Annotated in this window: 20 protein-coding genes; 14 read left to right on the top strand and 6 right to left on the bottom strand. The window is 55.8% G+C overall.

The genetic code is table 11. The features are described from left to right. The first annotated feature begins 24 nt into the window (after window positions 1–24). From metH to BLW01_RS11310, 4 genes are all read left to right on the top strand, one after another. Window positions 25–3726, top strand: coding sequence for a methionine synthase (gene metH / locus BLW01_RS11325; RefSeq protein WP_092569740.1), 3702 nt, complete (start codon window positions 25–27; stop codon window positions 3724–3726). Between the two features lie 9 nt (window positions 3727–3735). Continuing rightward, complete coding sequence (locus BLW01_RS11320) at window positions 3736–5064, top strand: MATE family efflux transporter (protein WP_092569738.1); 1329 nt, start codon at window positions 3736–3738, stop codon at window positions 5062–5064. Between the two features lie 152 nt (window positions 5065–5216). Next, on the top strand, window positions 5217–6869 hold the full coding sequence (locus BLW01_RS11315) for a nitrite/sulfite reductase (protein WP_092569736.1): 1653 nt from the start codon (window positions 5217–5219) through the stop codon (window positions 6867–6869). Then, window positions 6862–7371, top strand: coding sequence for a DUF934 domain-containing protein (locus BLW01_RS11310; protein WP_092569734.1), 510 nt, complete (start codon window positions 6862–6864; stop codon window positions 7369–7371). Before BLW01_RS11315 ends, BLW01_RS11310 begins: the two co-directional genes overlap by 8 nt. 33 nt (window positions 7372–7404) lie before the next feature. On the opposite strand, the gene smrA is transcribed toward BLW01_RS11310, so the two are convergent. Beyond that, window positions 7405–7992 (bottom strand): DNA endonuclease SmrA, encoded by a 588-nt coding sequence (gene smrA, locus BLW01_RS11305; protein WP_092569732.1) that lies wholly within the window; start codon window positions 7990–7992, stop codon window positions 7405–7407. Window positions 7993–8095: 103 nt separating this feature from the next. Here smrA and BLW01_RS11300 point away from each other — a divergent pair, with 103 nt between their 5' ends. From BLW01_RS11300 to pdxH, 4 genes are all read left to right on the top strand, one after another. After that, window positions 8096–8509, top strand: coding sequence for a gamma-glutamylcyclotransferase family protein (locus tag BLW01_RS11300; RefSeq protein ID WP_092569730.1), 414 nt, complete (start codon window positions 8096–8098; stop codon window positions 8507–8509). Between the two features lie 99 nt (window positions 8510–8608). Next, window positions 8609–9229, top strand: a complete 621-nt coding sequence (gene wrbA, locus BLW01_RS11295) for an NAD(P)H:quinone oxidoreductase (RefSeq protein WP_092569728.1) — start codon at window positions 8609–8611, stop codon at window positions 9227–9229. Continuing rightward, the gene (locus BLW01_RS11290) at window positions 9229–9639 is read left to right on the top strand and encodes a DUF2069 domain-containing protein (RefSeq protein ID WP_092569726.1); all 411 of its coding nucleotides are present in this window, start codon (window positions 9229–9231) and stop codon (window positions 9637–9639) included. Before wrbA ends, BLW01_RS11290 begins: the two co-directional genes overlap by 1 nt. Window positions 9640–9714: 75 nt before the next feature. Next, the gene (gene pdxH, locus BLW01_RS11285; protein WP_092569724.1) at window positions 9715–10356 is read left to right on the top strand and encodes a pyridoxamine 5'-phosphate oxidase; all 642 of its coding nucleotides are present in this window, start codon (window positions 9715–9717) and stop codon (window positions 10354–10356) included. Between the two features lie 84 nt (window positions 10357–10440). Here the strand turns inward: pdxH and BLW01_RS11280 are convergent, their stop codons facing one another. From BLW01_RS11280 to BLW01_RS11265, 4 genes are all read right to left on the bottom strand, one after another. Next, window positions 10441–11316, bottom strand: coding sequence for a glycine betaine ABC transporter substrate-binding protein (locus BLW01_RS11280; RefSeq protein WP_229806410.1), 876 nt, complete (start codon window positions 11314–11316; stop codon window positions 10441–10443). Window positions 11317–11458: 142 nt separating this feature from the next. Then, complete coding sequence (locus tag BLW01_RS11275; RefSeq protein ID WP_092569722.1) at window positions 11459–12289, bottom strand: ABC transporter permease; 831 nt, start codon at window positions 12287–12289, stop codon at window positions 11459–11461. Beyond that, on the bottom strand, window positions 12289–13494 hold the full coding sequence (locus tag BLW01_RS11270; RefSeq protein ID WP_092569720.1) for a quaternary amine ABC transporter ATP-binding protein: 1206 nt from the start codon (window positions 13492–13494) through the stop codon (window positions 12289–12291). The genes BLW01_RS11275 and BLW01_RS11270 overlap by 1 nt, the downstream gene beginning before the upstream one ends. Window positions 13495–13747: 253 nt before the next feature. Beyond that, window positions 13748–16495: a bifunctional acetate--CoA ligase family protein/GNAT family N-acetyltransferase gene (locus BLW01_RS11265; protein WP_092569718.1), complete on the bottom strand. Its 2748-nt coding sequence runs from the start codon at window positions 16493–16495 to the stop codon at window positions 13748–13750. A 103-nt stretch (window positions 16496–16598) separates the two neighbouring features. Between BLW01_RS11265 and BLW01_RS11260 the strand changes: the two genes are divergently transcribed. Then, window positions 16599–17534 carry a histone deacetylase family protein gene (locus BLW01_RS11260; protein ID WP_092569716.1) on the top strand — a complete coding sequence of 312 codons (936 nt, stop codon included), beginning with the start codon at window positions 16599–16601 and terminating at the stop codon, window positions 17532–17534. Between the two features lie 166 nt (window positions 17535–17700). After that, window positions 17701–18333, top strand: a complete 633-nt coding sequence (locus tag BLW01_RS11255) for a helix-turn-helix domain-containing protein (RefSeq protein ID WP_092569714.1) — start codon at window positions 17701–17703, stop codon at window positions 18331–18333. Between the two features lie 26 nt (window positions 18334–18359). Here BLW01_RS11255 and BLW01_RS11250 read toward each other — a convergent pair whose 3' ends face one another. Then, window positions 18360–19202, bottom strand: a complete 843-nt coding sequence (locus BLW01_RS11250; RefSeq protein WP_092569712.1) for a formate dehydrogenase accessory sulfurtransferase FdhD — start codon at window positions 19200–19202, stop codon at window positions 18360–18362. Between the two features lie 123 nt (window positions 19203–19325). Between BLW01_RS11250 and BLW01_RS11245 the strand changes: the two genes are divergently transcribed. From BLW01_RS11245 to BLW01_RS11230, 4 genes are all read left to right on the top strand, one after another. Continuing rightward, on the top strand, window positions 19326–19766 hold the full coding sequence (locus BLW01_RS11245; RefSeq protein ID WP_092569710.1) for a DUF3305 domain-containing protein: 441 nt from the start codon (window positions 19326–19328) through the stop codon (window positions 19764–19766). Then, entirely contained in the window at window positions 19766–20395 is a 630-nt protein-coding gene (locus tag BLW01_RS11240) for a DUF3306 domain-containing protein (protein ID WP_175529823.1), read from the top strand. The genes BLW01_RS11245 and BLW01_RS11240 overlap by 1 nt, the downstream gene beginning before the upstream one ends. An 88-nt stretch (window positions 20396–20483) precedes the next feature. Next, window positions 20484–22193, top strand: a complete 1710-nt coding sequence (locus BLW01_RS11235) for a 4Fe-4S binding protein (protein ID WP_092569706.1) — start codon at window positions 20484–20486, stop codon at window positions 22191–22193. Beyond that, the gene (locus BLW01_RS11230; protein ID WP_229806409.1) at window positions 22190–22855 is read left to right on the top strand and encodes a TorD/DmsD family molecular chaperone; all 666 of its coding nucleotides are present in this window, start codon (window positions 22190–22192) and stop codon (window positions 22853–22855) included. Before BLW01_RS11235 ends, BLW01_RS11230 begins: the two co-directional genes overlap by 4 nt. The last annotated feature ends 43 nt before the right edge of the window (window positions 22856–22898 follow it).

Below are 22898 nucleotides of genomic sequence, written 5' to 3'. Positions count from 1 at the left end.
TTGGATGCGGGAGATTCATTATATATGGCTATTGCCTTTACCCCTGTAACTGACCAACTGAACGCAAGCCTGGCGGAGCGCATTCTGATTCTGGATGGCGGCATGGGCACCATGCTCCAGAACGCCGACCTCAGTGAAGACGAATTTCGAGGTGAGCGCTTCAAGGACTGGCCTGGACAGCTCAAGGGCAATAACGACCTCCTCTCACTGACACAGCCGGATCTGGTCAAGCGCATTCATCGGGATTATCTCGAAGCAGGCGCTGATATCATCGAAAGCAACACGTTCAACAGCACCCGCTTGTCCCAATCCGACTATGAAATGGAGTCTTTGGTTCCCGAGCTCAATCGCGAAGCAGCTCGTCTGGCCCGAGAAGTGTGTGATGAAGTAGCCGCAGAAACCGGCATTCCCCGTTACGTGACCGGGGTCCTCGGTCCCACCAGTCGCACGGCGTCGATTTCCCCGGATGTGAACGATCCATCGAAGCGCAACGTCACGTTCGACGAGCTACGTGACAATTACCGTGAAGCCGCCGAAGCACTCGTCGAGGGCGGGACCGATCTATTCCTGATAGAGACCATCTTCGATACCCTCAATGCCAAAGCGGCAATCTACGCTCTCGAGGAAATGTTCGAAGCGCACGGTCAACGCGTGCCTGTGATGATTTCGGGTACCATCACCGATGCCTCGGGCCGGACACTGTCGGGACAAACCACGGAAGCCTTCTGGAATTCCGTACGTCACGCTCAACCCTTCTCTATCGGCTTGAACTGCGCGCTGGGCGCTGAAGAATTGCGCCCCTATATCGAGGAGCTCTCGAACAAGGCCGACACGCATGTCTCTGCCCATCCCAACGCTGGTCTACCCAACGAGTTCGGTGAATACGACCAGACACCTGATGAAATGGCGGGTATCGTGTCCGAGTTCGCCGCCAGTGGGCTCGTCAACATCATGGGTGGATGTTGCGGCAGTACCCCGGAACACATCCGGGCGGTTGCCGAATCCATCCGTGACATGGAGCCACGCAAGGTTCCCGAACGTCCCAAGGCCTGTCGCCTATCGGGCCTGGAGCCGTTCAATATCGACAGGGACTCGTTATTCGTCAACGTCGGGGAACGGACCAATGTGACAGGTTCGGCACGCTTCAAGCGCCTGATCCAGGAAGAAGACTACACCACGGCACTCGAGGTGGCCCTGGAACAGGTCGAGAACGGCGCCCAGATCATCGACATCAACATGGACGAGGGGATGCTAGAGTCCCAGGAAGCCATGGAGCGCTTTCTCAAGCTGATCGCCGGTGAACCTGACATTTCGCGGGTGCCGATCATGGTCGACTCTTCCAAGTGGGAGATCGTTCAGGCAGGCCTCAAATGTGTTCAGGGCAAGGCCGTGGTCAACTCCATCTCGCTCAAGGAAGGCGAAGACGCCTTTCGTGAGCAGGCAACGGCTTGTCGACGTTTCGGTGCCGCTATCGTCGTCATGGCCTTCGACGAGGAAGGTCAGGCCGATACCTTCGAACGCAAGACCGAAATCAGTGAACGCGCCTACCGGATCCTCGTCGATGAACTCGACTATCCTGCCGAGGATATCATCTTCGATCCCAATATCTTCGCCATTGCGACCGGGATCGAAGAGCACAATAACTACGCTGTGGACTTCATCCAGGCAACCCGGTGGATTCGCGACAACCTTCCCCATGCCATGGTGTCCGGTGGCGTATCCAACGTCTCCTTTTCGTTCCGGGGCAACAACCCGGTGCGCGAAGCCATTCACTCCGTCTTTCTCTATCATGCTGTCCATGCCGGCATGACCATGGGGATCGTCAATGCGGGGCAGCTGGCCGTCTACGATGACCTCCCTGACGAACTGCGCGAGGCTGTCGAGGATGTCGTACTCAATCGCCGCGACGATTCGACGGAACGGTTGTTGGAGATTGCGGATAACTACAAAGGCGATGGCAGCAGTGCCAACAAGCAGGAAGACCTCGAATGGCGCAGTTGGGAAGTGGAAAAGCGCATTGAACATGCGCTGGTCAAAGGCATTACTGCCTACATCGAGGATGACACCGAGGAGGCCAGACAGCGTGCCGAGCGCCCTATCGAAGTCATCGAGGGGCCCTTGATGGACGGCATGAACGTGGTCGGCGATCTATTCGGTGAAGGCAAGATGTTTCTGCCGCAGGTCGTGAAATCCGCCCGCGTCATGAAGCAGGCCGTTGCCCTCTTGATCCCGTATATCGAAGCCGAGAAGACAGCCGATACCAAGCCCAAGGGCAAGATCGTCATGGCGACCGTCAAGGGCGACGTCCATGACATCGGCAAGAATATCGTCGGCGTCGTACTTCAGTGTAACAATTACGATGTCGTCGACCTGGGTGTCATGGTGCCCTGTGAAAAGATCCTGCAGACAGCCAAGGAAGAAAAGGCGGACATTATCGGTCTGTCAGGCCTGATCACTCCCTCGCTCGACGAAATGGTGCATGTCGCCAAGGAGATGAAGCGTCAGGACTTCGAGTTGCCCTTGTTGATCGGTGGTGCGACAACATCGAAAGCTCACACCGCCGTCAAGATCGAGCCGCAATACGATCATCCCGTCATCTATGTCACTGACGCATCCCGAGCTGTCGGTGTGGCGGGACGGCTGCTGTCTGACGAGCTCAAGGACACTTACGTCTCCGAGATTCGTGACGAATACGAGAAGGTGCGTGAACGCAATGCGAAGCGTCGCCCGAAAGCGGCTGACGTCAGCTATGAAGATGCTCGCAAGAACAAGTTCCAGCCCGACTGGGATGATTTCACCCCCACTGAGCCGGGATTCATTGGCGTTAAAAGCTTTGATGACTATGACCTCTCGACACTGATCGAGCGAATCGACTGGACACCGTTCTTCATGAGTTGGCAACTGGCCGGCAAATATCCAAAGATTCTCGATGACGAGAAAGTTGGTGAAGCGGCCCGCAGTCTCTTCGACGATGCCCAGACCATGTTGCGCAAGCTGATCGATGAAAAACTGGTCGAAGCACGAGGTGTCATTGGTTTCTGGCCGGCGAACAGCGTGGATGACGACGTCATCGAGGTCTATGCGGACGATTCTCGCTCCGATGTGATCGAACGGTTGTGTCATATTCGCCAGCAGACCTCCAAGAACCGCGATGGCATCTGTTATAGCCTTGCCGACTTCATAGCGCCCAAGGAAACCGGCAAGCCCGATTGGATCGGTGGGTTCGCCGTCACGACTGGACACGGTGTTCATGAATTGGCTAAACGCTACGAAGCCGATGGTGATGATTACAATGCCATCATGGTCCAGGCGTTGACCGACCGCCTCGCGGAGGCCTTTGCCGAACACATGCATGAACGCGTGCGTAAGGAATTCTGGGGCTATGTACCCGATGAAGAGCTCCCCAACGAGGCGTTGATCGCCGAAAAATATCAAGGCATCCGCCCGGCACCCGGTTATCCGGCCTGCCCGGATCATACGGAGAAAACCAAGCTGTTCGAGTTGCTCGATGCCGAGAAACACACTGGTTTGTCGCTGACGGAAAGCTATGCCATGTGGCCTGCCGCCGCCGTATCGGGTTGGTACTTCGCCCATCCGGAATCGAAGTATTTCTCCACCGGCAAGATCAGTCGCGATCAGGTCGAAGTCCTGGCGGAGCGAAAACAGATGTCGCTTTCCGAACTCGAACGCTGGCTTTCCCCAGTGCTGTCGTATGATCCCTCGTGACGTGAGTCGATGCTGCCGGAACGATCTCGCCGCCATGTCATTTTAAAACTGGCACTGCCGATCATCGGCGGGATGCTGTCTCAAAGCCTGCTCAACCTGATCGATGCCGCATTGGTTGGCAAGCTCGGCGAAACAGCACTGGCGGGAGTCGGTATCGGCGGCTATGCCATGTTCATGGTCACGGCCATCATGTTCGGCCTGTCGTCGGGGGTGCAGGCACAAACCGCCCGACGGCACGGTGAACAGGCATGGAGTCACCGAGCGGGCGCCCTCAACGCAGGTCTGATCATCGCCTTTCTCGTGGCGTTGCCATTGACGTTGTTCTGTCTCTGGCAGGCCCCCTGGCTGTTATCGCTCATCGGCCAGGACGCCGAGGTCAATGACATCGCCATCGACTACTTTCGATGGCGTGTTCTCGGTTTGGTCGCGATAGCCATGATCTTCTGCTTCCGGGGCTTCTGGAATGGCATCCAGCGCACGGGGCTATATCTCGGCATCATCATGGTGACACACCTGGTCAATGTCCTGGCCAGTGTCGGACTGATTTTCGGTCATATGGGGTTGCCCACAATGGGGGCGGCCGGTGCCGGTGCCGGAACGACGATCTCCATCGTCATCGGCCTGTGCCTATGGTTCGGATATAGCCTGCGTTTTGCCATACCCAGTGGTTTCCTGGCGCACCGCCCTACTCTTCGGGTGTTCACCACCACCATACGGCTTGCCGCTCCCCACTCCTTTCAGCAACTGTGGTTCGCAGGAGGGTATGCGGTTCTCTTCTGGATCCTTGGACACCTCAGCACGTCGAGCGTCGCTGTCGGACATGTGCTGGTCAACCTGTCGCTGTTCCTGATTCTGCCCGGCGTTGGCCTGGGACTGGCCGCGATGAGTCTGGTAGGACAGGCCATGGGGCGTGACGAACAGGTGGATGCGCATCGCTGGGGATGGGATGTCGTACGAATCGCTTGGGTCAGCCTGGCATTACTGGCCTTGCCGATGCTCATCTTTCCTGATCAGGTCTTGAGCCTGTTCCTGGCAGAAGAGGAACTGATCGCGATGGGACGCCTCCCCCTTCAGTTGACGGCGCTGATGATCGTACTGGATGCCGCTGCGCTGGTTCTGGGCCAAGCCTTGCTCGGAGCAGGTGCCAATCGAACCGTCATGACAACGACTCTGGCGACCCAGTGGCTTCTCTTTCTCCCATTGGCCTGGTGGGTGGGTGTTACCCTCGGATACGGACTTCTCGGTATCTGGTGGATTCAACTGGCTTACCGATGCCTGAATTCGCTATGGTTTGCGCTGATATGGCAGCGCCGCCGCTGGCAGGAACTCATCTTGTGATTTCCATGCTACCATCAGAAAATAGGACGACCCCTTATAATGCTTCAATAAAATTCTATGACCATTTATTCTTTCATAGAATAAACAGAGAGGAGTATGGTACGAACGTACGGCATATTCCTTCATTCGCCCTGACTAGCAGGACAGTCTGAATGTATCGGTACGACACCTACGATCAGACGCTCGTCGACGAGCGTGTTACCCAGTTCCGTGACCAAATGGAACGTTACCTGGCGGGACGCCTGGGGGAAGATGAATTCCGCCCATTGCGCCTGCAAAATGGTCTGTATATCCAGAAGCATGCGCCCATGCTGCGTATCGCCATTCCTTACGGAATGTTGTCAAGCCGTCAGCTACGTGCGCTCGGAGCCATAACACGCCGTTATGACCGTGGTTACGGGCATTTCTCCACACGGCAGAATCTACAGCTGAACTGGCCGAAACTGGAAGATGTCCCCGATATTCTGGCCGAGCTGGCACAGGTTCAGATGCATGCGATCCAGACCAGCGGCAACTGCATTCGCAATACGACCAGCGATCAGTTTGCCGGTATTGCCAGTGACGAGATCGAAGATCCGCGCCCTTGGTGCGAGTTGATTCGTCAATGGTCAACGCTGCATCCGGAATTCGCTTATCTGCCCCGTAAATTCAAGATCGCCGTGACAGGCGCAGATGCTGACAGGGCGGCGATCCAAGTACACGACATCGGGCTGCGGCTATGGCGCAACGAGCGGAACGAACTGCGCGTCAAAGTCCTGGCAGGTGGCGGTATGGGCCGTACGCCCATGATTGGCGATGTCGTGCGTGAAGACCTCCCCTGGCAGCATTTGTTGACCTACCTGGAAGCGTGTGTCCGCGTTTACAACCAGTTCGGTCGCCGTGACAACAAGTTCAAGGCGCGCATCAAGATTCTGGTCAAAGCTCTCGGCATCGAAGAGTATCGCCGTCGTGTCGAAGAAGAGTGGGCCCACCTCAAGGACGGTCCGCAAACACTGACAGAAGAGGCCGTTGAAGCCGCTCGCTCTCACTTTCCCGAACCAGACCGGCGCCCGGTCGACGAGCAAGCCATTATTGAGCATGAGCGCCTGCGTCAGGAGAACCGCAACTTCGCTCGTTTCGTTACCAACAATGTCACGGATCATAGAGTGCCAGGCTACAAGGCGGTCACGTTATCCCTGAAACGCCGTGAACATGCACCGGGTAATGTGACGGCGGATCAGATGGATGCCATCGCCGACCTGGCCGACACCTACAGTTTTGGGGAAGTCAGGGTGACCCACGAACAGAACGTGGTGTTGTCGGATGTCCCTGTCGATCAACTCGAGGCCCTTTGGCAGGAACTCGAAACGCTCGGCATGGCGAATCCCACGGTCGGCACACTCAACGACATCATCTGTTGTCCCGGCGGTGATTATTGCAGCCTGGCCAATGCAGTGGCGATTCCTGTTGCCCAGGCCATTCAGGAGCGTTTCGAGGACCTGGATTTCCTATACGACCTCGGCCCCCTGGATCTCAACATCTCCGGGTGCATGAATGCCTGTGGCCATCACCATGTCGGCCACATCGGGATTCTCGGCGTCGACAAGAAAGGCGAGGAATATTATCAGGTCTCGTTAGGGGGAAACGCCACCGATGACGCTTCTCTCGGCAAGATTCTGGGCCCCTCGTTCTACCGAGAGGATGTACCTGAAGTGATCGATAAAGTCCTTCAGGTCTATGTCGAACAGCGCCAGGATGAAGAAATCTTCCTGGATACCTACCGCCGTATCGGTATCAAGCCATTCAAGGAGCGGGTCTATGCCTGACAGCCAACTGACCAAAGCCCGATCCTTGATCAAGCTGGGACAACCGGAACAGGACACATGGTCGTTATCAAGGGTTGAAGATGGCATGCCTACATCCAGGCCGGTCATCGTACCTTTAAAACTGTGGTTTGATCACGCTAGCGAAGCGGATGTCGCGCCCTGGTTGCCCAGTAACACCGAACTGACATCCGAGCTGGCGGAACAGTTGGCCACAGCCCCGTTGGTCGCCATCGACTTCCCTGCCTTTACCGATGGCCGAGGCTATACGTTGGCGCGCTTGCTTCGGGAACGCTATCAGTACCGGGGGGAAATCCGGGCGATCGGAGACGTGCTCGTCGATCAACTCTTCTATATGAGCCGTTGTGGATTCGATGCGTTGGCACTTCGGGAGGATCAGCACCTGGACGATGCCCTACGTGCGCTCGGGGCCTTCAGCGTCAGCTATCAACCGGCCGTCGATATCAACGAACCCTTGTTTGCCAGGCGTTTACGCGAAGCCTGATTGCGGTTTCTGCCCGGTATCACCGGGCAGCCCCTACCCTCGACGTTTCTGCTGTCGTTCGCGGTTGCGCTCACGCGCCCGTTCGGATTTTTTCAGCATGACATAGGTTGCTCCCAGACCACCGCGCGATGCTGGCGCCGAAGCATATGCTTGCACTTCATCGAACTGGCATAACCATTTAGCGAGATAGGAGCGCAATATGTTCGCGGGGCTATCGTCGTACTTGCCTCTGCCATGTACCAGCAGCACACAGCGTAGACCATGGGCATGTGCGTCACGCAGAAAGCCGAACAGTTCTCGCCGGCACTCCCTCAGCGGGCGCCTGATGAGATGAAGTTGAGCATCTGGCGTATAGTCTCCGTGGCGTAGCCGATCAAAGACGCCAAGCTGAATACCATCGCGCCGAAAACCGAGTGGATCATGAGCGCCAACAAGCTCCACGAAATCGTCGGAAAGGAAATTGTCATCCTCAATCGCTTTTTCCGCACTCTCACGACGTGCTAACTGTGCCGGACTGGGAGCACCGCCCTGGCGCATCGACACATCCGCCTTGTCCTGTCCTCGAGAGAGGGGCTGTACGTCACTCATCTCACGCCGGAAGTCGAGATCATCTTGCTTCATGCCAACCTCCCCTCGGTCAACGCTTTGCAAAAGTCTATCAAAGCGTGAAATGGTAGTGACAGTGAATCCGACACAGACTACCCAGTTATCCGGAGTACATCACATGCGCCGATGGCGTTATCTCTTGGCGGCGATTGCAGGTGTTCCGGTCTGTATCGCGCTCTATCTTTGGCTTACCTTGTTGAGCCCATTCTTGTATGAGCGTCCTGACAGTCTCGATGCCATTGAACCCGGTACGCATCAGGTCTTCGTCTATGGCACGCTCCAGTATGCGCCGGTCCGCTGGTTGGTCTACGGACGCAGCGGGAATCCGGAAACGGTCTACCTGGAGAACTTTCGACGCGATGGACTGGATTTGGAACCAGTCTCCGGATCACGGGTAGAAGGACTGCTGTTAACGGTCGATGAAAAGGAACTGGCCAAGCTGGATCGGTATGAACGGCTCGGCATTCGCTATGAACGCCAACGACTCACATTATCCGACGGAAGCCGAGCATGGGTGTACATACGGCGGTAACCTCTCATGTTTCGTGGACTCCGGATAGCAGTGTATAGTTGATGGCGCTTCGCCTCCCATGAACGCCCCGGGAGACTCACTAGATCAGGAAGCCTGAAAATGAGCCCATCATTGCCCTATGTACTGATTCTCTATTATTCACGGTATGGTGCCACACGGGCACTGGCAGAGCACATGGTGGCCGGCGTCGAGTCACTGACGGGCATTTCGGCCCGTTTAAGAACCGTTCCCAGTGTTTCCCCTACTTGCGAAGCTGTTGAGCCGGAAATTCCCGAGGAAGGGGCGGTATATGCCAGCCTCGATGATCTCCGTGACTGCGCCGGACTCGCTCTGGGAAGTCCGACCCGGTTCGGTAATATGGCATCCTCGCTCAAGCATTTTCTCGATGGAACCGCTGAACTCTGGATGAACGGGACGTTGATCGATAAACCGGCCACCGCCTTTACGTCCACCTCCAGTCTTCATGGTGGACAGGAAACCACCCTTATTACGATGCTGATGCCTCTACTCCACCAGGGCATGGTTTACGCAGGGCTGCCTTATAGTGAAACAGCGTTGTTCAGGACTGCCAGCGGGGGCACGCCTTACGGTACCAGCCACCTGGCCGGCTCGCGCAGTGACAACCCCATTGACGAGAATGAACGGCAACTCGCCTACGCACAGGGACGGCGCCTGGCACGCCTGGCCAAAGCGTTGTACAGCATGCGGGAGTCGAGTTGATGAGGCGACGTATCGACGCGATGGAAGAGCGCTACGGCCTGGCTCCCCTGACTTACCGAGCCCGACAGCTGGTCGTCGCCAGTTATCTCCTACTATTATTATTACTAGCCGTCGGTGGCTGGATGGTCCAGCAGACTACGGAGGGGGGCATCATGCCTCTACTCATCAGACTCTTGCCATTGGTGCTTTTTCTTCCCTCTATCGTCATGCAACGGCCACGTGGTCATGCCTGGCTCGCTTTTGTCAGCCTCCTGTATTTCATGCAAGGCGTCATGATCGCCACACTGCCAGGATTTGGCATTCTGGGGATACTCGAATGCCTGGCATCACTAGCCCTGTTTCTGGGATGCACTGGTTATGCGCGCTTTAGAAGCAAACAGCTAAGACAACAGGATATCCATGGGCGATGAGCCAGTCAGGCACAAGAGATATTGAGCCGGTGCCAGCCAACAGCCAAGATGAACGTATATTTTTCTGGAGACAGCATGATGCGTGATATCGCCGATATACGACGCGACTATGAAGGAGGCTTTCTGGACGAGTCCAATACGCCGGACACTCCTTTACCCTTGTTTCAGGAATGGCTGTCACTGGCACTCGAAAAGGAAGGCGAAGACAGTAACGCCATGACGCTGGCAACGGTCGACAGTCTTGGTCTGCCCCATGCCCGCATCGTGCTTCTCAAGGGCGTAGATGAACGAGGCATGGTGTTCTATACCAACTATCACAGCCATAAAGGCAGTGAGCTCGCCAATGTTCCTTATACCGCCCTGGTCTTTTGGTGGCCATCGCTTGGCCGACAAGTCCGTGTCGAAGGAGGCGTGGAACAGATACCAGCCGAAGAATCGGATGCCTATTTTGCCTCTCGACCTCGAGGCAGCCAACTCGGCGCCTGGGTCGCGACCCAAAGCGTCGAGATACCGGATCGAAAATGGCTGGAAGAACGTCGACAGCGTTTTGAACAAGCTTACGACAATCAAACGGTCGAACGTCCGGCTAACTGGGGAGGATATCGAGTCTCACTCGATATGGTGGAGTTCTGGCAGGGTCAGCCCAGTCGCTTGCATGACCGTATCCGTTATCAACTCCGCGACAATCAATGGATTAAAGTACGCCTGGCTCCTTGATAGGCAGGACCATCATGCAAGCAATGACAAAGCCGGCCATGTAGGCCGGCTTTGTCGTGGTCGAGAGAATCCCTGAAGCAGGATTCAGTCAGCCAACCACTCTTCAACAACGTCCTGATTATCTTCGACCCATTTCTGGGCATTCTCGTAGGGATCAGCATCCTCTTCCTGGTTCATGAGCATGACTTCACCCATCTGCTCGGGCGTCCAATGGAAGTTGTCCAGAATCGCATAGGCTTCCGGCATATCCTCTTCCAAGCCCGTGCGAACCACGGTGTGGATACGCTCGGCATCGCCGTAGACATTTTTCGGGTCGTCGAGATATTTCAGATCCCAACGGGAGAACTTCCAGTGAGGTGTCCAGCCTGTCACGACGATAGGTTCGTCGTTCTCGATCGCCGTACCAAGCGCAGAGGTCATGGTCGCTCCACTACCACTACGCAAATCGACATCGAGTCCATATTCTTCAATCACCGTTTCCGTCTGAGACATCAGGCCGGCACCCGGGTCGATACCAATGATCTCGCCGTTAAGCTCGTCAGCATGATCATTGATATCTTCAATGGACTCGAGTTCCGAATCCGCTGAGACAACCAGGCCCAGTTTGGTACCTTCAAAATTGGGGCCGAGATCTTCGACGCTGTCTTGCGTCTGTTCCATGTAATCTTCATGGGTCGTCGGCAACCAGGCAGCTACCATGGCATCGGCATCTCCATGGGCAATGGCCTGCCACATGGCTGATGCCGAAAGAGAGTTGATTTCGACATCATAGCCTTGCTGTTCCAGCACTGCGCGGACAACATTGGTGGAGGCAACCTCAGACGACCACTCTACATAGGCCAATTCCACCGTTCCCTTGTCTTCCTGCGCCTGAGCGGAACCCGCTGCCAGACCAAGCCCTGCTGCCAGGGCGAGTACGCTATAGCGCATCGCTGTAGACTTCGGGGTATGTGTCAACATTGCGTACCTCTCCTAATTTTGCTCCATGCTTCATTTAAGCGGCTCGCCACTCGAACCGCTTCCCTACTTCGGTTGGTCAATCTTTCTGTGGGCAGAGACAGCACTGCAGGGTAACCCTGCAACGCTATCCAACGTGACCCGATTAATTGCGCTGCTTTCGCAGCGCCTGTGTCAGTCGATCCAGTATCATGGCCAGAATAACCACTGCAATACCCGCTTCAAAGCCATCACCCGGACGAAGTCGCTGGATCGCGCGCCATACTTCATTGCCCAGTCCATCGGCACCGATCATGGCAGCGATCACGACCATTGACAGTGCCAGCATGATGGTCTGGTTGATACCTGCCATTACTGTAGGCAAGGATAACGGTAATTGCACCTTGAGCAACTTCTGACGACGTGTCGAACCGAAGGCATCAGCCGCCTCGATCAGCTCTATCGGCACCTGACGGATACCCAATGTCGTAAAGCGGATAGCCGGCGGCATCGAAAAGATGACCGTTGCAAAAATGGCTGAAACCGAGCCGATACCGAAGAACGGAATGGCAGGAATCAAATAGACGAAGGCGGGCATCGTCTGCATGAAGTCAAGCACCGGCATGAGCATTCGGTAGAGCCTCTCCGACAGCGCAGCGGCAATGCCGACGGGAATCGCGATGGTCACTGCCACCAATGTCGCTATGACAACCAGTGTCAGTGACTCGATCATCGGATCCCACAATCCCAGGTTCCAGATGAACGCGAGTCCAATGGCCGAGCCGATAGCCAGCCGGGTTCCGGCCAGCTTCCAACTAATCAGCGCAATGATGGCCATCAATGCCCATTCGGGTAACCACATCAGGCCGTCGTTCAATCCGCTGATCCCGGTCTGGGTCACGCGCGAGATACCACGCGTGATCAACGAATACTCTGATGTCAAGTAGCCGAGTCCGCCTTCAATCCACTGACCCAGCGGAATACGTGGAAATTCCATCAGTTCTCTCCTGATTCTGCCAGTTCAGCCAGTACGGCCCCCTTGACTACGACCCCCAGAAGGCGACGCTCCTCATCCACGACTGCGATGGGAAACCCCTTGTCACTGAACATGGCAAAAAGGTTATGCAGCGGCTCATCCGGGCCGACGCAAGCGAAATCCTGATGCCACACGCTGGTGAGGTCCTGCTTCCCTTCCTTGGACGCTTGATCAGCGGCATCGGCTTCGACAAGGCCCAACAATTTGCGGTCACGGCTGGTCACGTAGATGGAATCCAGACCATTCTCGCTCATCTTGCGAAGCGCGGTTCGTGGGCCGTCATCTTCTCTTGCAGTCGCCCTGACCGGACGCATGGCATTGCGTGCCGTCAGGATGCGTGACATGTCCACCCCTTCGATGAAGCGTTCGACATATTCGTCAGCCGGCTGAGTGAGAATCTGCTCGGGTGTGCCGATCTGCACGATCTCTCCATCCTTGAGCAGGATGATACGATCGCCGATATTCAGGGCTTCATCGAGGTCGTGGGTGATAAAGACCGTCGTCTTCTTCATGCGGTGCTGGAGTTCCAGCAATTCTTGCTGCATATCCTTGCGAATCAGCGGATCCAACGCAGAAAACGCCTCGTCCATAAGCAGAACACTGGAGTCATTCGCAAGCGCCCTGGCAAGGCCGACACGTTGCTGCATGCCACCCGACAACTGATTGGGATAGGCATTCTCCCAGCCATCGAGGCCGACCTGCTTGAGCGAGTTTCTCGCCTTTTCGCTGCGCTCTGCCTTATCGACGCCGCGAATTTCGAGTCCATACTCGGCATTCTGCTGCACGGTGCGGTGGGGAAAGAGAGCGAAATTCTGAAAGACCATGGAGAAGTGTCGACGGCGGCACTCCAGCAACTCTTTGTCATTGAGCTTGGGAATGTCCTCGTCATCAATGACGATTTCCCCTTCAGTTGGCTCGATCAGGCGGTTGAGACACCGGATCAGGGTCGACTTGCCTGAGCCGGAGAGCCCCATGATCACCAGTAATTCACCCTCGTGGACATCGAAATTGATATCTGACAGGCCCAATGTCAGGCCCGTTTTTTCGAATATCTCGGGACGCTTCAAGCCCTGGTCACGAAGTTCGAGCCCTTTCTTCGGATTGCTCCCGAAGACCTTGCTCAAGCTCCGGACCTTGATCTTCACAGGTTGTGTGTCGTCGGTCATCTGATTTGCCTGTTATGCCTATTTTTTGGCACACAAGAGAAGGCATGACAGGCCCCTGCTCCTGCGTACCTCGACTGCCCTACCGCAGTGTTTCAGACAGCGCGCGTTTATCGATCGGTTCGTTATACTGGCGCGTATCATAATTTTTTATTGAAGAGTCATCAAATCAGAACACTTGATGATCAACCCCAATGCAATACCTACCGTACCATAGTCCGACGGAACCAACCCGTCGTACGCATGAACGACCCGGCTAGTCGGATTGACTCTCGAGGCGGTGACGTTGCCAATCCGTTTCAGGCTCATTCAGGCGGAGACTGACATCGACGACCTGTTCTTCCATGTTGTAATGCATCCGAAAGCCCAGGTGTTTCATCAGCGCGCGCATGGGGTGATTGTCCAGCATGACCTTCCCGACCATTTCCAGCGTCCCGATATTGGTGCAATAGCGGATCATCTTGTTCATCAACAAGGAACCCAGCCCTACCCCATGCAGGTCATCACGAATGATGATAGAGAATTCGGTACGAATATTGTCGGGGTCGTTCCAGACACGCACGACGCCAAGCATTTCCGGGTTGCCATCATCTTTCTGATGTTCGGCAATGAAGGCCATTTGACGGTCGTAATTGATATGGGCGAGAAGCGAGAGTTCCCGCTTGCTTAGATCACTCTTGTGCTGGAAATAACGAAAGCGGATGCTCTGCTCGGACAGTTGGGTATGAAAATTCGTTATGAGAGGCGCATCCTCTGCTCGTATAGGACGAATCTCGACCTCCATACCATTGTCAAGCGTGACCCACTCTCGCAATTCCTCCGGATACGGCATGATCGCGTATCGGGCCGGCGGCCCCAAGTCCATGGCAAAATCGACGGCCACCACCTCTTCTCGGTTGAGCAATAGCGGGTTGATTTCCAGCCCGCGTAATTCAGGCAGGTCGGAGGCCATCTGAGATAATTTGACCAACAATTCACTGAGTTGCTCGACATCCCTTTCCGGATCACGCGAGTGTTCGTGAACCAGCTTGGCAGCATGAGTGCGTTCAATCAGGTCGTTGGCCAGCGTCATATTCAGTGGCGGTAATGCAACATGCCTGTCGGCCATGACATTGACCTTGTAGCCGCCGATTCCGAAAACGATCACCGGCCCGAATATCGGGTCGCGTGTAATCCCGGCACACAACTGTAATGAATGCCGGCCTCTCAGCATTGGCTGGAGACAGAATTCATGGATGTCGGTATCCGGAAACTTTTCATGCACCTTGTCTTCAAGACGCTGAATACCCTCGGCAACTTGCTGTGGCGTTTCCAGATCCTGTAGCAAGCCAGATGACAACTTGTGCGGATGACGTCGATAACGGTAAGGAACACAATTGTGGGCGTGAACGACTTTCAAGGCCATGCGTCCCGAGAAGGACTCCGCCATGGCAGCCCCCTCCTCAGCTGTGGCTACATACCGGCTGGTTGCTGTGGGTATGCCATAAGCGGCCAGAACAACCGACGTCTGCGAGTGTGTCAAACTTGAGCGCTCAAGGGCTTTTGCTTCAGCAATCAGCTCATGGCAACGGTGGCGAATCTCTGTCGTCGTAGTGAACGGTAAACTCGGCGGTGTTTCCTGCAGTAACGCCTGTACCCGCTGGTAGTTCACCATGTGCATGAAGGCCTTGACCGCCTTCTCGGGAGACATGTAAGTCGGAATACCGGCCAGATGACTCTCATGACGAGCCGACAGCGCCTCTTCCAGGCCCATCCAACTCGTCAGCAGATTGCGGTGAAATGATTTGCGGTGGGCAACCAACGCTTGTGCCGTGGCTTTGGATGGAGCCAGTCGGGTCGGGGCGTGGACGACCAGCACTGCATCGACATTGGGATCATGAGTGACCACTTTCAGCGCATCGACAAAGCTATCCGGTGTCGCATTCCCTCCCAGATCGACCGGATTGCTGCCTGGAAGGCTCATATCGACGTTGCCCTTGAGCAAGTCATCATGCGTTCCATCACTGAAAGCGGCCAGTTTGCCACCGGCACTGATCAACTTGTCGATCGCCAGCAGGGCCGGCCCCAGCCCATTGGAAACGATGGCCAAACGGTCTCCGCGCAGCGGTTTCATTCGAGAAAGCGTTTCCAGCGCGTCGAACAACTCGTCCGAATCATCGACCCTGACGACACCGGCCCTGGCTAGCGCGGCATCGACGATAATGTCTCGGTTGTCGATACCCGGTGTAGAGGGAAGTCCGGACAATTCCGACTGCTTCGTACGTCCACTCTTGATCGCCAACACCAGTCGATTGCGGGACGCTTCCCTCAGCGCCGTCATGAAATGCATCGCATCATGGATGCGTTCCAGGTGCAAGAGAATGGCCTGGCTTGGCGCATACTGGGTGATATAGTCGATCAAGTCCGGCAACAGGACATCGACGCTGTCTCCCAGGGTCAATAAATGCGAAAAACCGATACCACGGCCTGCCGCCCAGTCGATCATGGCATTGCCTAGCATGCCCGACTGCCCCAGATAGGCAACTCGCCCGGGCTTGACCGGCTGACTGGCGTAGGTGGCATTGAGTTTGCGCCCTGGCACGATGACACCCAGACACTCAGGTCCCAACACGCGGATACCCGAGCGACGAGCGGCTTTCAACATGCGCTCGCGGATGGACCCACCATCTTCGCTGCGATCATCCAGAAACGCACCGCCGGAAAGCACCATGGCAGCACGGACCCCGATGCGCCCCAACGCTTCGATCAATGGCGGTACAGTGGCAACGGGAGAACAGATTACCGCCATGTCAGGAACAAATGGCAGCTCAGATACCCGAGAGACGCACGGTACCCCGTGGACTTGCTCATACCCGCTGGGATTGACAACGTGAATCGCGCCCGGAAACCCACCCTCCTGCAGGTTACAGACGACCAGTCCACCCATCGAATAGGGTTCCTCGGACGCACCGATGACGACCAGGCTTTGCGGCTCCAGGAAATGCCGCAGAAAACGAGTTCCCAACGCTTGACCTCCTGATCCGGCGTATCCTTCCTATGTACGATGTATTGACAGCGTCATGCAAGAGGCTTCCTATGAATATCATCATAGCCCGATGGAGCACGCCATGATCACCGCCTATGTAACCCATCGAGATTACCATCTCCATCACATGGGACCTGGCCACCCAGAGTGCCCTGCACGTCTGGAAGCCATTCAGAAACGGCTGGCTCTGGCTGGCGTACTACAGCAAACCATGCAATTCGACGCCAAAGCGGCGACCGATGAGCAACTCGCCAGCGTTCATTCCCCCAGCTACCTGAACTATCTAGCGCAACGTCAGCCAACACGTGAATGGGCGGTTCTCGATGGCGACACCCGACTTAACTCGCACAGTCTCGCCGCGGGCCGATTGGCCGCCGGAGCCGTCGTGAGCGGCGTCGACAAGGTCTATCGGGGGCAGGCGGATAATGTGTTCTGTGCCGTAAGACCACCGGGACATCATGCGGAAACCGCTGCAGCGATGGGATTCTGCTTTTATAACAACGTTGCCGTCGGTGCCACCTATGCCAAACAACGCTACGGCGCTCAGCGTATTGCCATCGCCGATTTTGATGTTCACCAGTGCAATGGCACGATCGATATCTTCAAGAACGATCCCGATGTCTTGATTTGTACCAGTTTTCAACGCTCCTTTTATCCCTGGCGTTATCTTGACGAGGAGTATCCAAACGTCATCAATACCCCTTTACCGGCCGGTGCCGGCAGCGACGCATTCCGTCGGGCCGTAGAACAGCAATGGCTCCCTGCCTTGCACGACTTCCGTCCCGAGCTGGTACTGATATCAGCCGGGTTCGATGCCCATCGAAACGACCCAATGGCCGGGCTATGTCTCGACAACGCCGATTTTTACTGGGTGACCCGCCAACTGATCGATGTGGCATCTCAATATGCCGACAACCGACTGGTATCGACTCTGGAAGGAGGGTATGACCTGGTTACGCTCGGCTACTGTGTTGAGGCCCATCTCAAGGCGTTGCTGGGACAACCCTGGGCGCCGTGACCTCGACTTGTTTCCCATGCTGAGGAAACCCGGCAAATAAATACAGGATGTCTCATATCATGTAAAAAGGTCGGATACCAGCATGATGCAAGCGTATCGAGAACGATAAATCCCCGGAACCTATGGTAGACTATGATGAAAATATGTTTCTTATAGTGAACGTATCATGACCGCCAGCAACGATCAGAATGCCGCCTTGCGAATCGCATCAGGCCGCAAGCCCTTTGTCGAACCACTTCGTTTGGGGGAGCGTCTGAAGGAAATCCGTCTTGCTCAGCACTGGACGCTGGATGACGTCAGCCAACGCACAGGCTTGGCCCGTTCGACACTGTCCAAGATCGAGAATGACCAGATCTCCCCGACATTCAGCGCCGTACAGAAGCTGATTACTGGATTGGGAATCGATCTTCCTCAACTGCTGGCTCCGCCCAAGCCGCAGAGTGCCACCTCAGGACGTCGTGACCTGACCCGCGCCGGTGATGGTCAACGCCATCCAACCCCAACCTATGAGCATGAACTGCTGTCCTGGCAGTTGGCACAAAAACGCATGATCCCATTCAAGACCATCGTTCGTGCCCGTCAATTCGAGGAGTTTACGGAATGGGTTCGCCATGATGGTGAAGAGTTTCTCATCGTCCTGGACGGTGACATCATGCTATATACCGAATTTTATGAACCCCTGACCTTGCACCATGGGGACAGTATCTATTTCGACAGTGAGATGGGGCATGCCCTGGTTTCCGTCAGCGAAGAGGATGCCGTCGTGCTATCGGTCTGCACACGAGGCGATAGTCCCTGACCTGAGATGTACGTCCGTCCCTTTCCTCAACGTCGGTCTCCTGGGCGCTTGGAGGGAATCGCATCATGCACCAGGCGACCGGCGCTACCGATCGCCTGGAAACGTCGCCCTTTGGCCCGGGCTATCAACATCACGCCGAAACGTTGGGCCAGTTCCACGCCCTTTTGAGTCACGCCTGACCGGGACACCAACACACTGATCCCCATTTGCGCGACTTTCAGCACCATTTCGGATGTTAGCCGGCCGGTGGTATAGAAGATATCTGCGGGCTCATCCACGACCGTTCCCTGCAACCATTGGCGACCTGCCAGCGTATCCACGGCATTATGTCGCCCGACGTCTTCGATAAAGTCGATCACCTGGTCTTGATGACAGAGCGCACACCCATGAACGGCCCCGGCACTTCGATACGTTTCGTTATAGGCCCCCAAGTTCTCCAATAAGTGATAGAGCACCGACTGTTTCACGATGGTTTCCGGCAGTGTCGTCATATCCGTCGTCTCCAACAACCGGCCGAAGACCGTTCCCTGGCCACACCCTGTCGTCACTGTCCGCTGTCCCAGACGTTCAGCGAGATCCTCCGGCTCCTGGCGCGTTATGACGGCAGCTGCCTCGACATCCCAGTCGACATGTACGGCGATGAGATCCTCATAACTGTTGATCAGTCCCTGGTTACGCAGATATCCGATAACCAATGCTTCCGGTTCGGCGCCAAGCGTCATCAGTGTCACGATTTCTCGACGGTTGAGATACAGAGTCAACGCCCGTTCAGCGGCAATGGCCTGATCGCGGGAGGCTCCGAACTCATCGATGACCTCGATTTCAAGCGTGGTAGGCATCCGGGCGTGGCTTAACTGGAGATCACTCATCACATCGTTACTCTTATGAAGTACTGCATCATCAGCTAGTGCCAGACAGAAATCGGCTTGACCATCATTGCATGCCTGACGCTTACTGTCGTCATTGTCGCTGCAAAACTCCAGGAGCTATCGATGTCCAGGACGCAACCGGTCATCAACAGCAGACGCACCTTGAGCCTGTCGTTTTCCCAACAGCCCAGTACCGTCAAAGGGTTCACCATCAATCAATGGTATATCGCCTCACTGGCACCAGGGTCGCAGGGACCTCATGTACTGGAATTGCAACTTTACATGACCGAGCGTGCCGCCTATCGGTTCAATTTGAACAGCGATTCTCCCCGACTTTTTGTGTGTGGCGGCATGGCGGGCGAACCTCCCGTTCCCACAGCCATTACCGCAAGTCAGGAAGTCGCTGCAGCCTGGATGGATGGTGAACGTCAAGTCCTTGAAACTGCCATGCCTCTGGCCATTCAGGTATGGATAGAAGCCTACCTCGCTCATCACGGCGAGGCCCCGGTCGAAGGCAGAAAGAAAAAGGGAAAACCCAATCCTCAACCCGAAGAGAAACAGTAATGAACCGGTTATCTCGTTGGTCCCAACGCAAACGTCAACACTCCGATGACGCCAGGACCGCGCCTGGGGTGCCAGAAAACGACGCGATGCCATCAGCCGAGGCATTGTCAGGCGAGGAGCAGGATCCACCCTCGGCATCGTCATCCCCTGAACCCGGCAGTCTGGATGACACACTGCCAGATCCCGAGGACTTGCCGCCCGGTAGCGATATCAAGGCGTTTCTGGTTCCCGGTGTCAGTGCCGGCTTGAGAAAGCGAGCCTTGCGACGCCTATACCAAGCACCACATTACCAGATGCGGGATGGGCTCGATGATTACGATGATGACTATCGACAGCGTCTCAAACCACTTGCCCAGGAAGTTGCCAACCGCTTGCGACGCTGGTCTGACAAGTTGGAAGAGTCCGCTCAGTCAACGGAAGACGAGCTTGCAAACCAGCAACCGACCAATGCAGAACATGGTGATACCACATCACTCAATCCGCGCCATGACGGGGATCCAGGCCGGGAGACTGGCATGTCGGAGAGGCCACCAGACCAGCCGCCACAGACGGATGATGACCATGATGTCGATTCCGACAGCGCTCTCTCGTCCCAAGGTCGTGTTGGCAAAGCATCACAAAATGGCTAACACTTATGATAAGAAACTGATGAAATAGATAAGACGAACGCAATACATAACGACGCAGACGTTCGCTACTAGCTTGATTTGAGGAAACATGAACCAACGCCTTATCGGTGCGGCCACACTGGATGCCGGTGCCAATGAGCAGGCGCGCGACGCTGCAACGCAGCAGGTATCCTGGCCGGTCAACCTGACACCTGCCAGCGTCGAGTATCAAAGCCAGGGAAACTTGCTCATCATCGGCGCTCATGACGACTGTGTTGCGGCGTCACGACGTCTGCATTCCTGCGGGCTGGCATCCGTGACGCTTCTTGCTTATGGGAAACGAAGCGATACCGCGTGGGGGAACGTCCCATGCTGGCATATCGCCCGACAGCAACAATCCATTGACATTCAAGGCTATCTGGGATCGTTCGACGTTTGGCTAGACCATGATGAAGGTCCGATCAACCTGGCCAAGGCCTCGATTGATCGCCCTCATTTCGATCTGATACTGGATCTAGGCGAGCCCCCCCAACTCGCTCTGGAACTCAACCCGCCCGGTTATTTTGCATGCCAATGGCATACGCAGGCATGCGAAGACGTGCTTCAAGCCATTCCCGAGCATATCGGAGCATTCGAAAAACCGCGCTATTTTCAAATCGATCATGATCGCTGTGCACATGACAGCAGCGGCCATACCGGTTGTACACGGTGTTTGTCGGTGTGCCCTGCCGATGCCATCAGTGAGCGACAGCAACGTATCGAGTCATGGATCGAGATCGACCCTTATCGCTGCCAAGGCGCCGGTAGTTGCACCTCGGTCTGTCCGACGGGGGCCATTCAGTACCGACTCCCTCAACCACAGCAGCAACACGATTATATCGGTCGCCTGCTTACGCGATATCGGCAGGCCGGTGGAGGACAACCTGTCGTACGATTCATCGAAGCAGTACACCGTCAAAGCGAGGTAATCCCGACACCAGGCCACTTGCTTGATGTCCCCCTCGATGAGCTGGGTGCGGGAGGGATGGAGCACTGGCTAGGGGCACTGGTTTCTGGCGCCTGTGAAGTTCGTATTCATTGTCATGACACGCTGCCTGCCAGCATCGTGACGATGCTGGAGAACCAGTGGGAACAGACGCGTTCTCTCCTGGTCGCCCTGGGCCATTCTCAGGATCGTGTACAGATTCTCGGAGAGCATGATCAGGACGCTCGGGACGCCCTGCCATGTCATGACAACGCCATTGGCACCAGCAAGGACATCCCGGATGAGATGCTTCACCAAATCAGCCGAAGTGGAGACAAGCGTGAACGACTCAACATGATCCTGGAGTGGCTGGAAGCTCAAGGGACAGTAGATGAACAACGGCATGCACTGCCTGACGATGCCCCTTTCGGCGGCCTGACGGTCGACACCCAAGCATGCACCTTATGCATGAGCTGTGTCGCAGCGTGTCCGACACCGGCATTAGCTGCCGGCGAGTCGACACCACAACTTCGCTTCCGTGAAGCGGACTGTGTGCAGTGTGGTCTGTGTGCCAGCGCCTGTCCGGAGGACGCCATTCGCCTGGTACCGGGCTTCCTCTCCTCTCCAACACGATACCAGCGGCACATCAAACACGAAGAACCGCCTTTCGAATGTATCAGTTGCGGCAAACCATTTGCCACGGTCAGCACGATAGAGGCCATCAAGTCCAAGCTCGCCGATCATCCATACTTTGCCGGCGACGCCATGGCGAGACTGGAAATGTGTGAAGACTGTCGCGTCAAGGATGTGTGGCGGGACATGGCAAAAAATCCTGAATCACAGTTGAAAGTATGACCGATATGCATGATCTCGCTTCAACTGAACCAATGCATGAGCTGTCGGAGATCGACGCGCTCCGGGCCGATATCTATAGACTGCTCGCCACGTATCTGCTTGCGTCACCGGACAGAGAGTCGCTGGTCTGGCTGGCGGAGCTCCAGCCGGTGGATGATGGTTCGCCATTGTTTCCCTGCTGGAGCGCCTTGATCGATGCAGCTGGCAAGGCATCGCCGGAACAACTCGAACGCGCCCACTTCCAGCATTTGGTTGGCGTTATCCAAGGCGATGTCATTCCTTACGCTTCCTGGTATCGAAACGGCACGTTGATGGATGAAGCGTTGGTGACTCTCCGTCAGGATTTGCGTTATCTGGGATTCCAGAGACAAGAGAATCACAACGATCCCGAGGATCACCTGGCGGCATTGTGCGAAGTCATGGCGATGTTGATCGAATCGAATTCCGTGCCACAAGCCGATTTTTTCATGCGCCATCTCGCGCCATGGGCCACGATGTGTTTCAGCGATCTGGCCAACGTCGAAACACCATTTTATGCCCGTCTGGGAGAGCTTGGCCGAACCTTCATGGAACTGGAAACGGATAGATTGTCTGCCCAGGCTGGACACGAACCCGTGCGTCTGACGATGACCTCAGCAGACATGCAGCAAACGAAATGTTAGGACGAAACCGCGACGGCTCCTCATGCCACGGTAGGCTAAACTC

Source organism: Aidingimonas halophila (assembly GCF_900106955.1).
Lineage (GTDB): Bacteria > Pseudomonadota > Gammaproteobacteria > Pseudomonadales > Halomonadaceae > Aidingimonas > Aidingimonas halophila.
The sequence above is the reverse complement of the archived record's forward strand: the minus strand, read 5'-3'. Positions and strand labels throughout refer to the sequence as shown.

Bases quoted from the DNA above. Each gene is read 5' to 3' on its own strand.
- BLW01_RS11300 (WP_092569730.1), top strand. From the start codon at position 8,096: ATGCGCCGATGGCGTTATCTCTTGGCGGCGATTGCAGGTGTTCCGGTC.
- metH (WP_092569740.1), top strand. From the start codon at position 25: ATGGCTATTGCCTTTACCCCTGTAACTGACCAACTGAACGCAAGCCTG.
- BLW01_RS11270 (WP_092569720.1), bottom strand. From the start codon at position 13,494: ATGACCGACGACACACAACCTGTGAAGATCAAGGTCCGGAGCTTGAGC.
- BLW01_RS11290 (WP_092569726.1), top strand. From the start codon at position 9,229: ATGAGGCGACGTATCGACGCGATGGAAGAGCGCTACGGCCTGGCTCCC.
- smrA (WP_092569732.1), bottom strand. From the start codon at position 7,992: ATGAAGCAAGATGATCTCGACTTCCGGCGTGAGATGAGTGACGTACAG.
- pdxH (WP_092569724.1), top strand. From the start codon at position 9,715: ATGATGCGTGATATCGCCGATATACGACGCGACTATGAAGGAGGCTTT.
- BLW01_RS11315 (WP_092569736.1), top strand. From the start codon at position 5,217: ATGTATCGGTACGACACCTACGATCAGACGCTCGTCGACGAGCGTGTT.
- BLW01_RS11275 (WP_092569722.1), bottom strand. From the start codon at position 12,289: ATGGAATTTCCACGTATTCCGCTGGGTCAGTGGATTGAAGGCGGACTC.
- BLW01_RS11245 (WP_092569710.1), top strand. From the start codon at position 19,326: ATGTCCAGGACGCAACCGGTCATCAACAGCAGACGCACCTTGAGCCTG.
- BLW01_RS11255 (WP_092569714.1), top strand. From the start codon at position 17,701: ATGACCGCCAGCAACGATCAGAATGCCGCCTTGCGAATCGCATCAGGC.
- BLW01_RS11230 (WP_229806409.1), top strand. From the start codon at position 22,190: ATGACCGATATGCATGATCTCGCTTCAACTGAACCAATGCATGAGCTG.
- BLW01_RS11310 (WP_092569734.1), top strand. From the start codon at position 6,862: ATGCCTGACAGCCAACTGACCAAAGCCCGATCCTTGATCAAGCTGGGA.
- BLW01_RS11250 (WP_092569712.1), bottom strand. From the start codon at position 19,202: ATGAGTGATCTCCAGTTAAGCCACGCCCGGATGCCTACCACGCTTGAA.
- BLW01_RS11235 (WP_092569706.1), top strand. From the start codon at position 20,484: ATGAACCAACGCCTTATCGGTGCGGCCACACTGGATGCCGGTGCCAAT.
- BLW01_RS11320 (WP_092569738.1), top strand. From the start codon at position 3,736: ATGCTGCCGGAACGATCTCGCCGCCATGTCATTTTAAAACTGGCACTG.
- BLW01_RS11260 (WP_092569716.1), top strand. From the start codon at position 16,599: ATGATCACCGCCTATGTAACCCATCGAGATTACCATCTCCATCACATG.
- BLW01_RS11240 (WP_175529823.1), top strand. From the start codon at position 19,766: ATGAACCGGTTATCTCGTTGGTCCCAACGCAAACGTCAACACTCCGAT.
- BLW01_RS11280 (WP_229806410.1), bottom strand. From the start codon at position 11,316: ATGTTGACACATACCCCGAAGTCTACAGCGATGCGCTATAGCGTACTC.
- wrbA (WP_092569728.1), top strand. From the start codon at position 8,609: ATGAGCCCATCATTGCCCTATGTACTGATTCTCTATTATTCACGGTAT.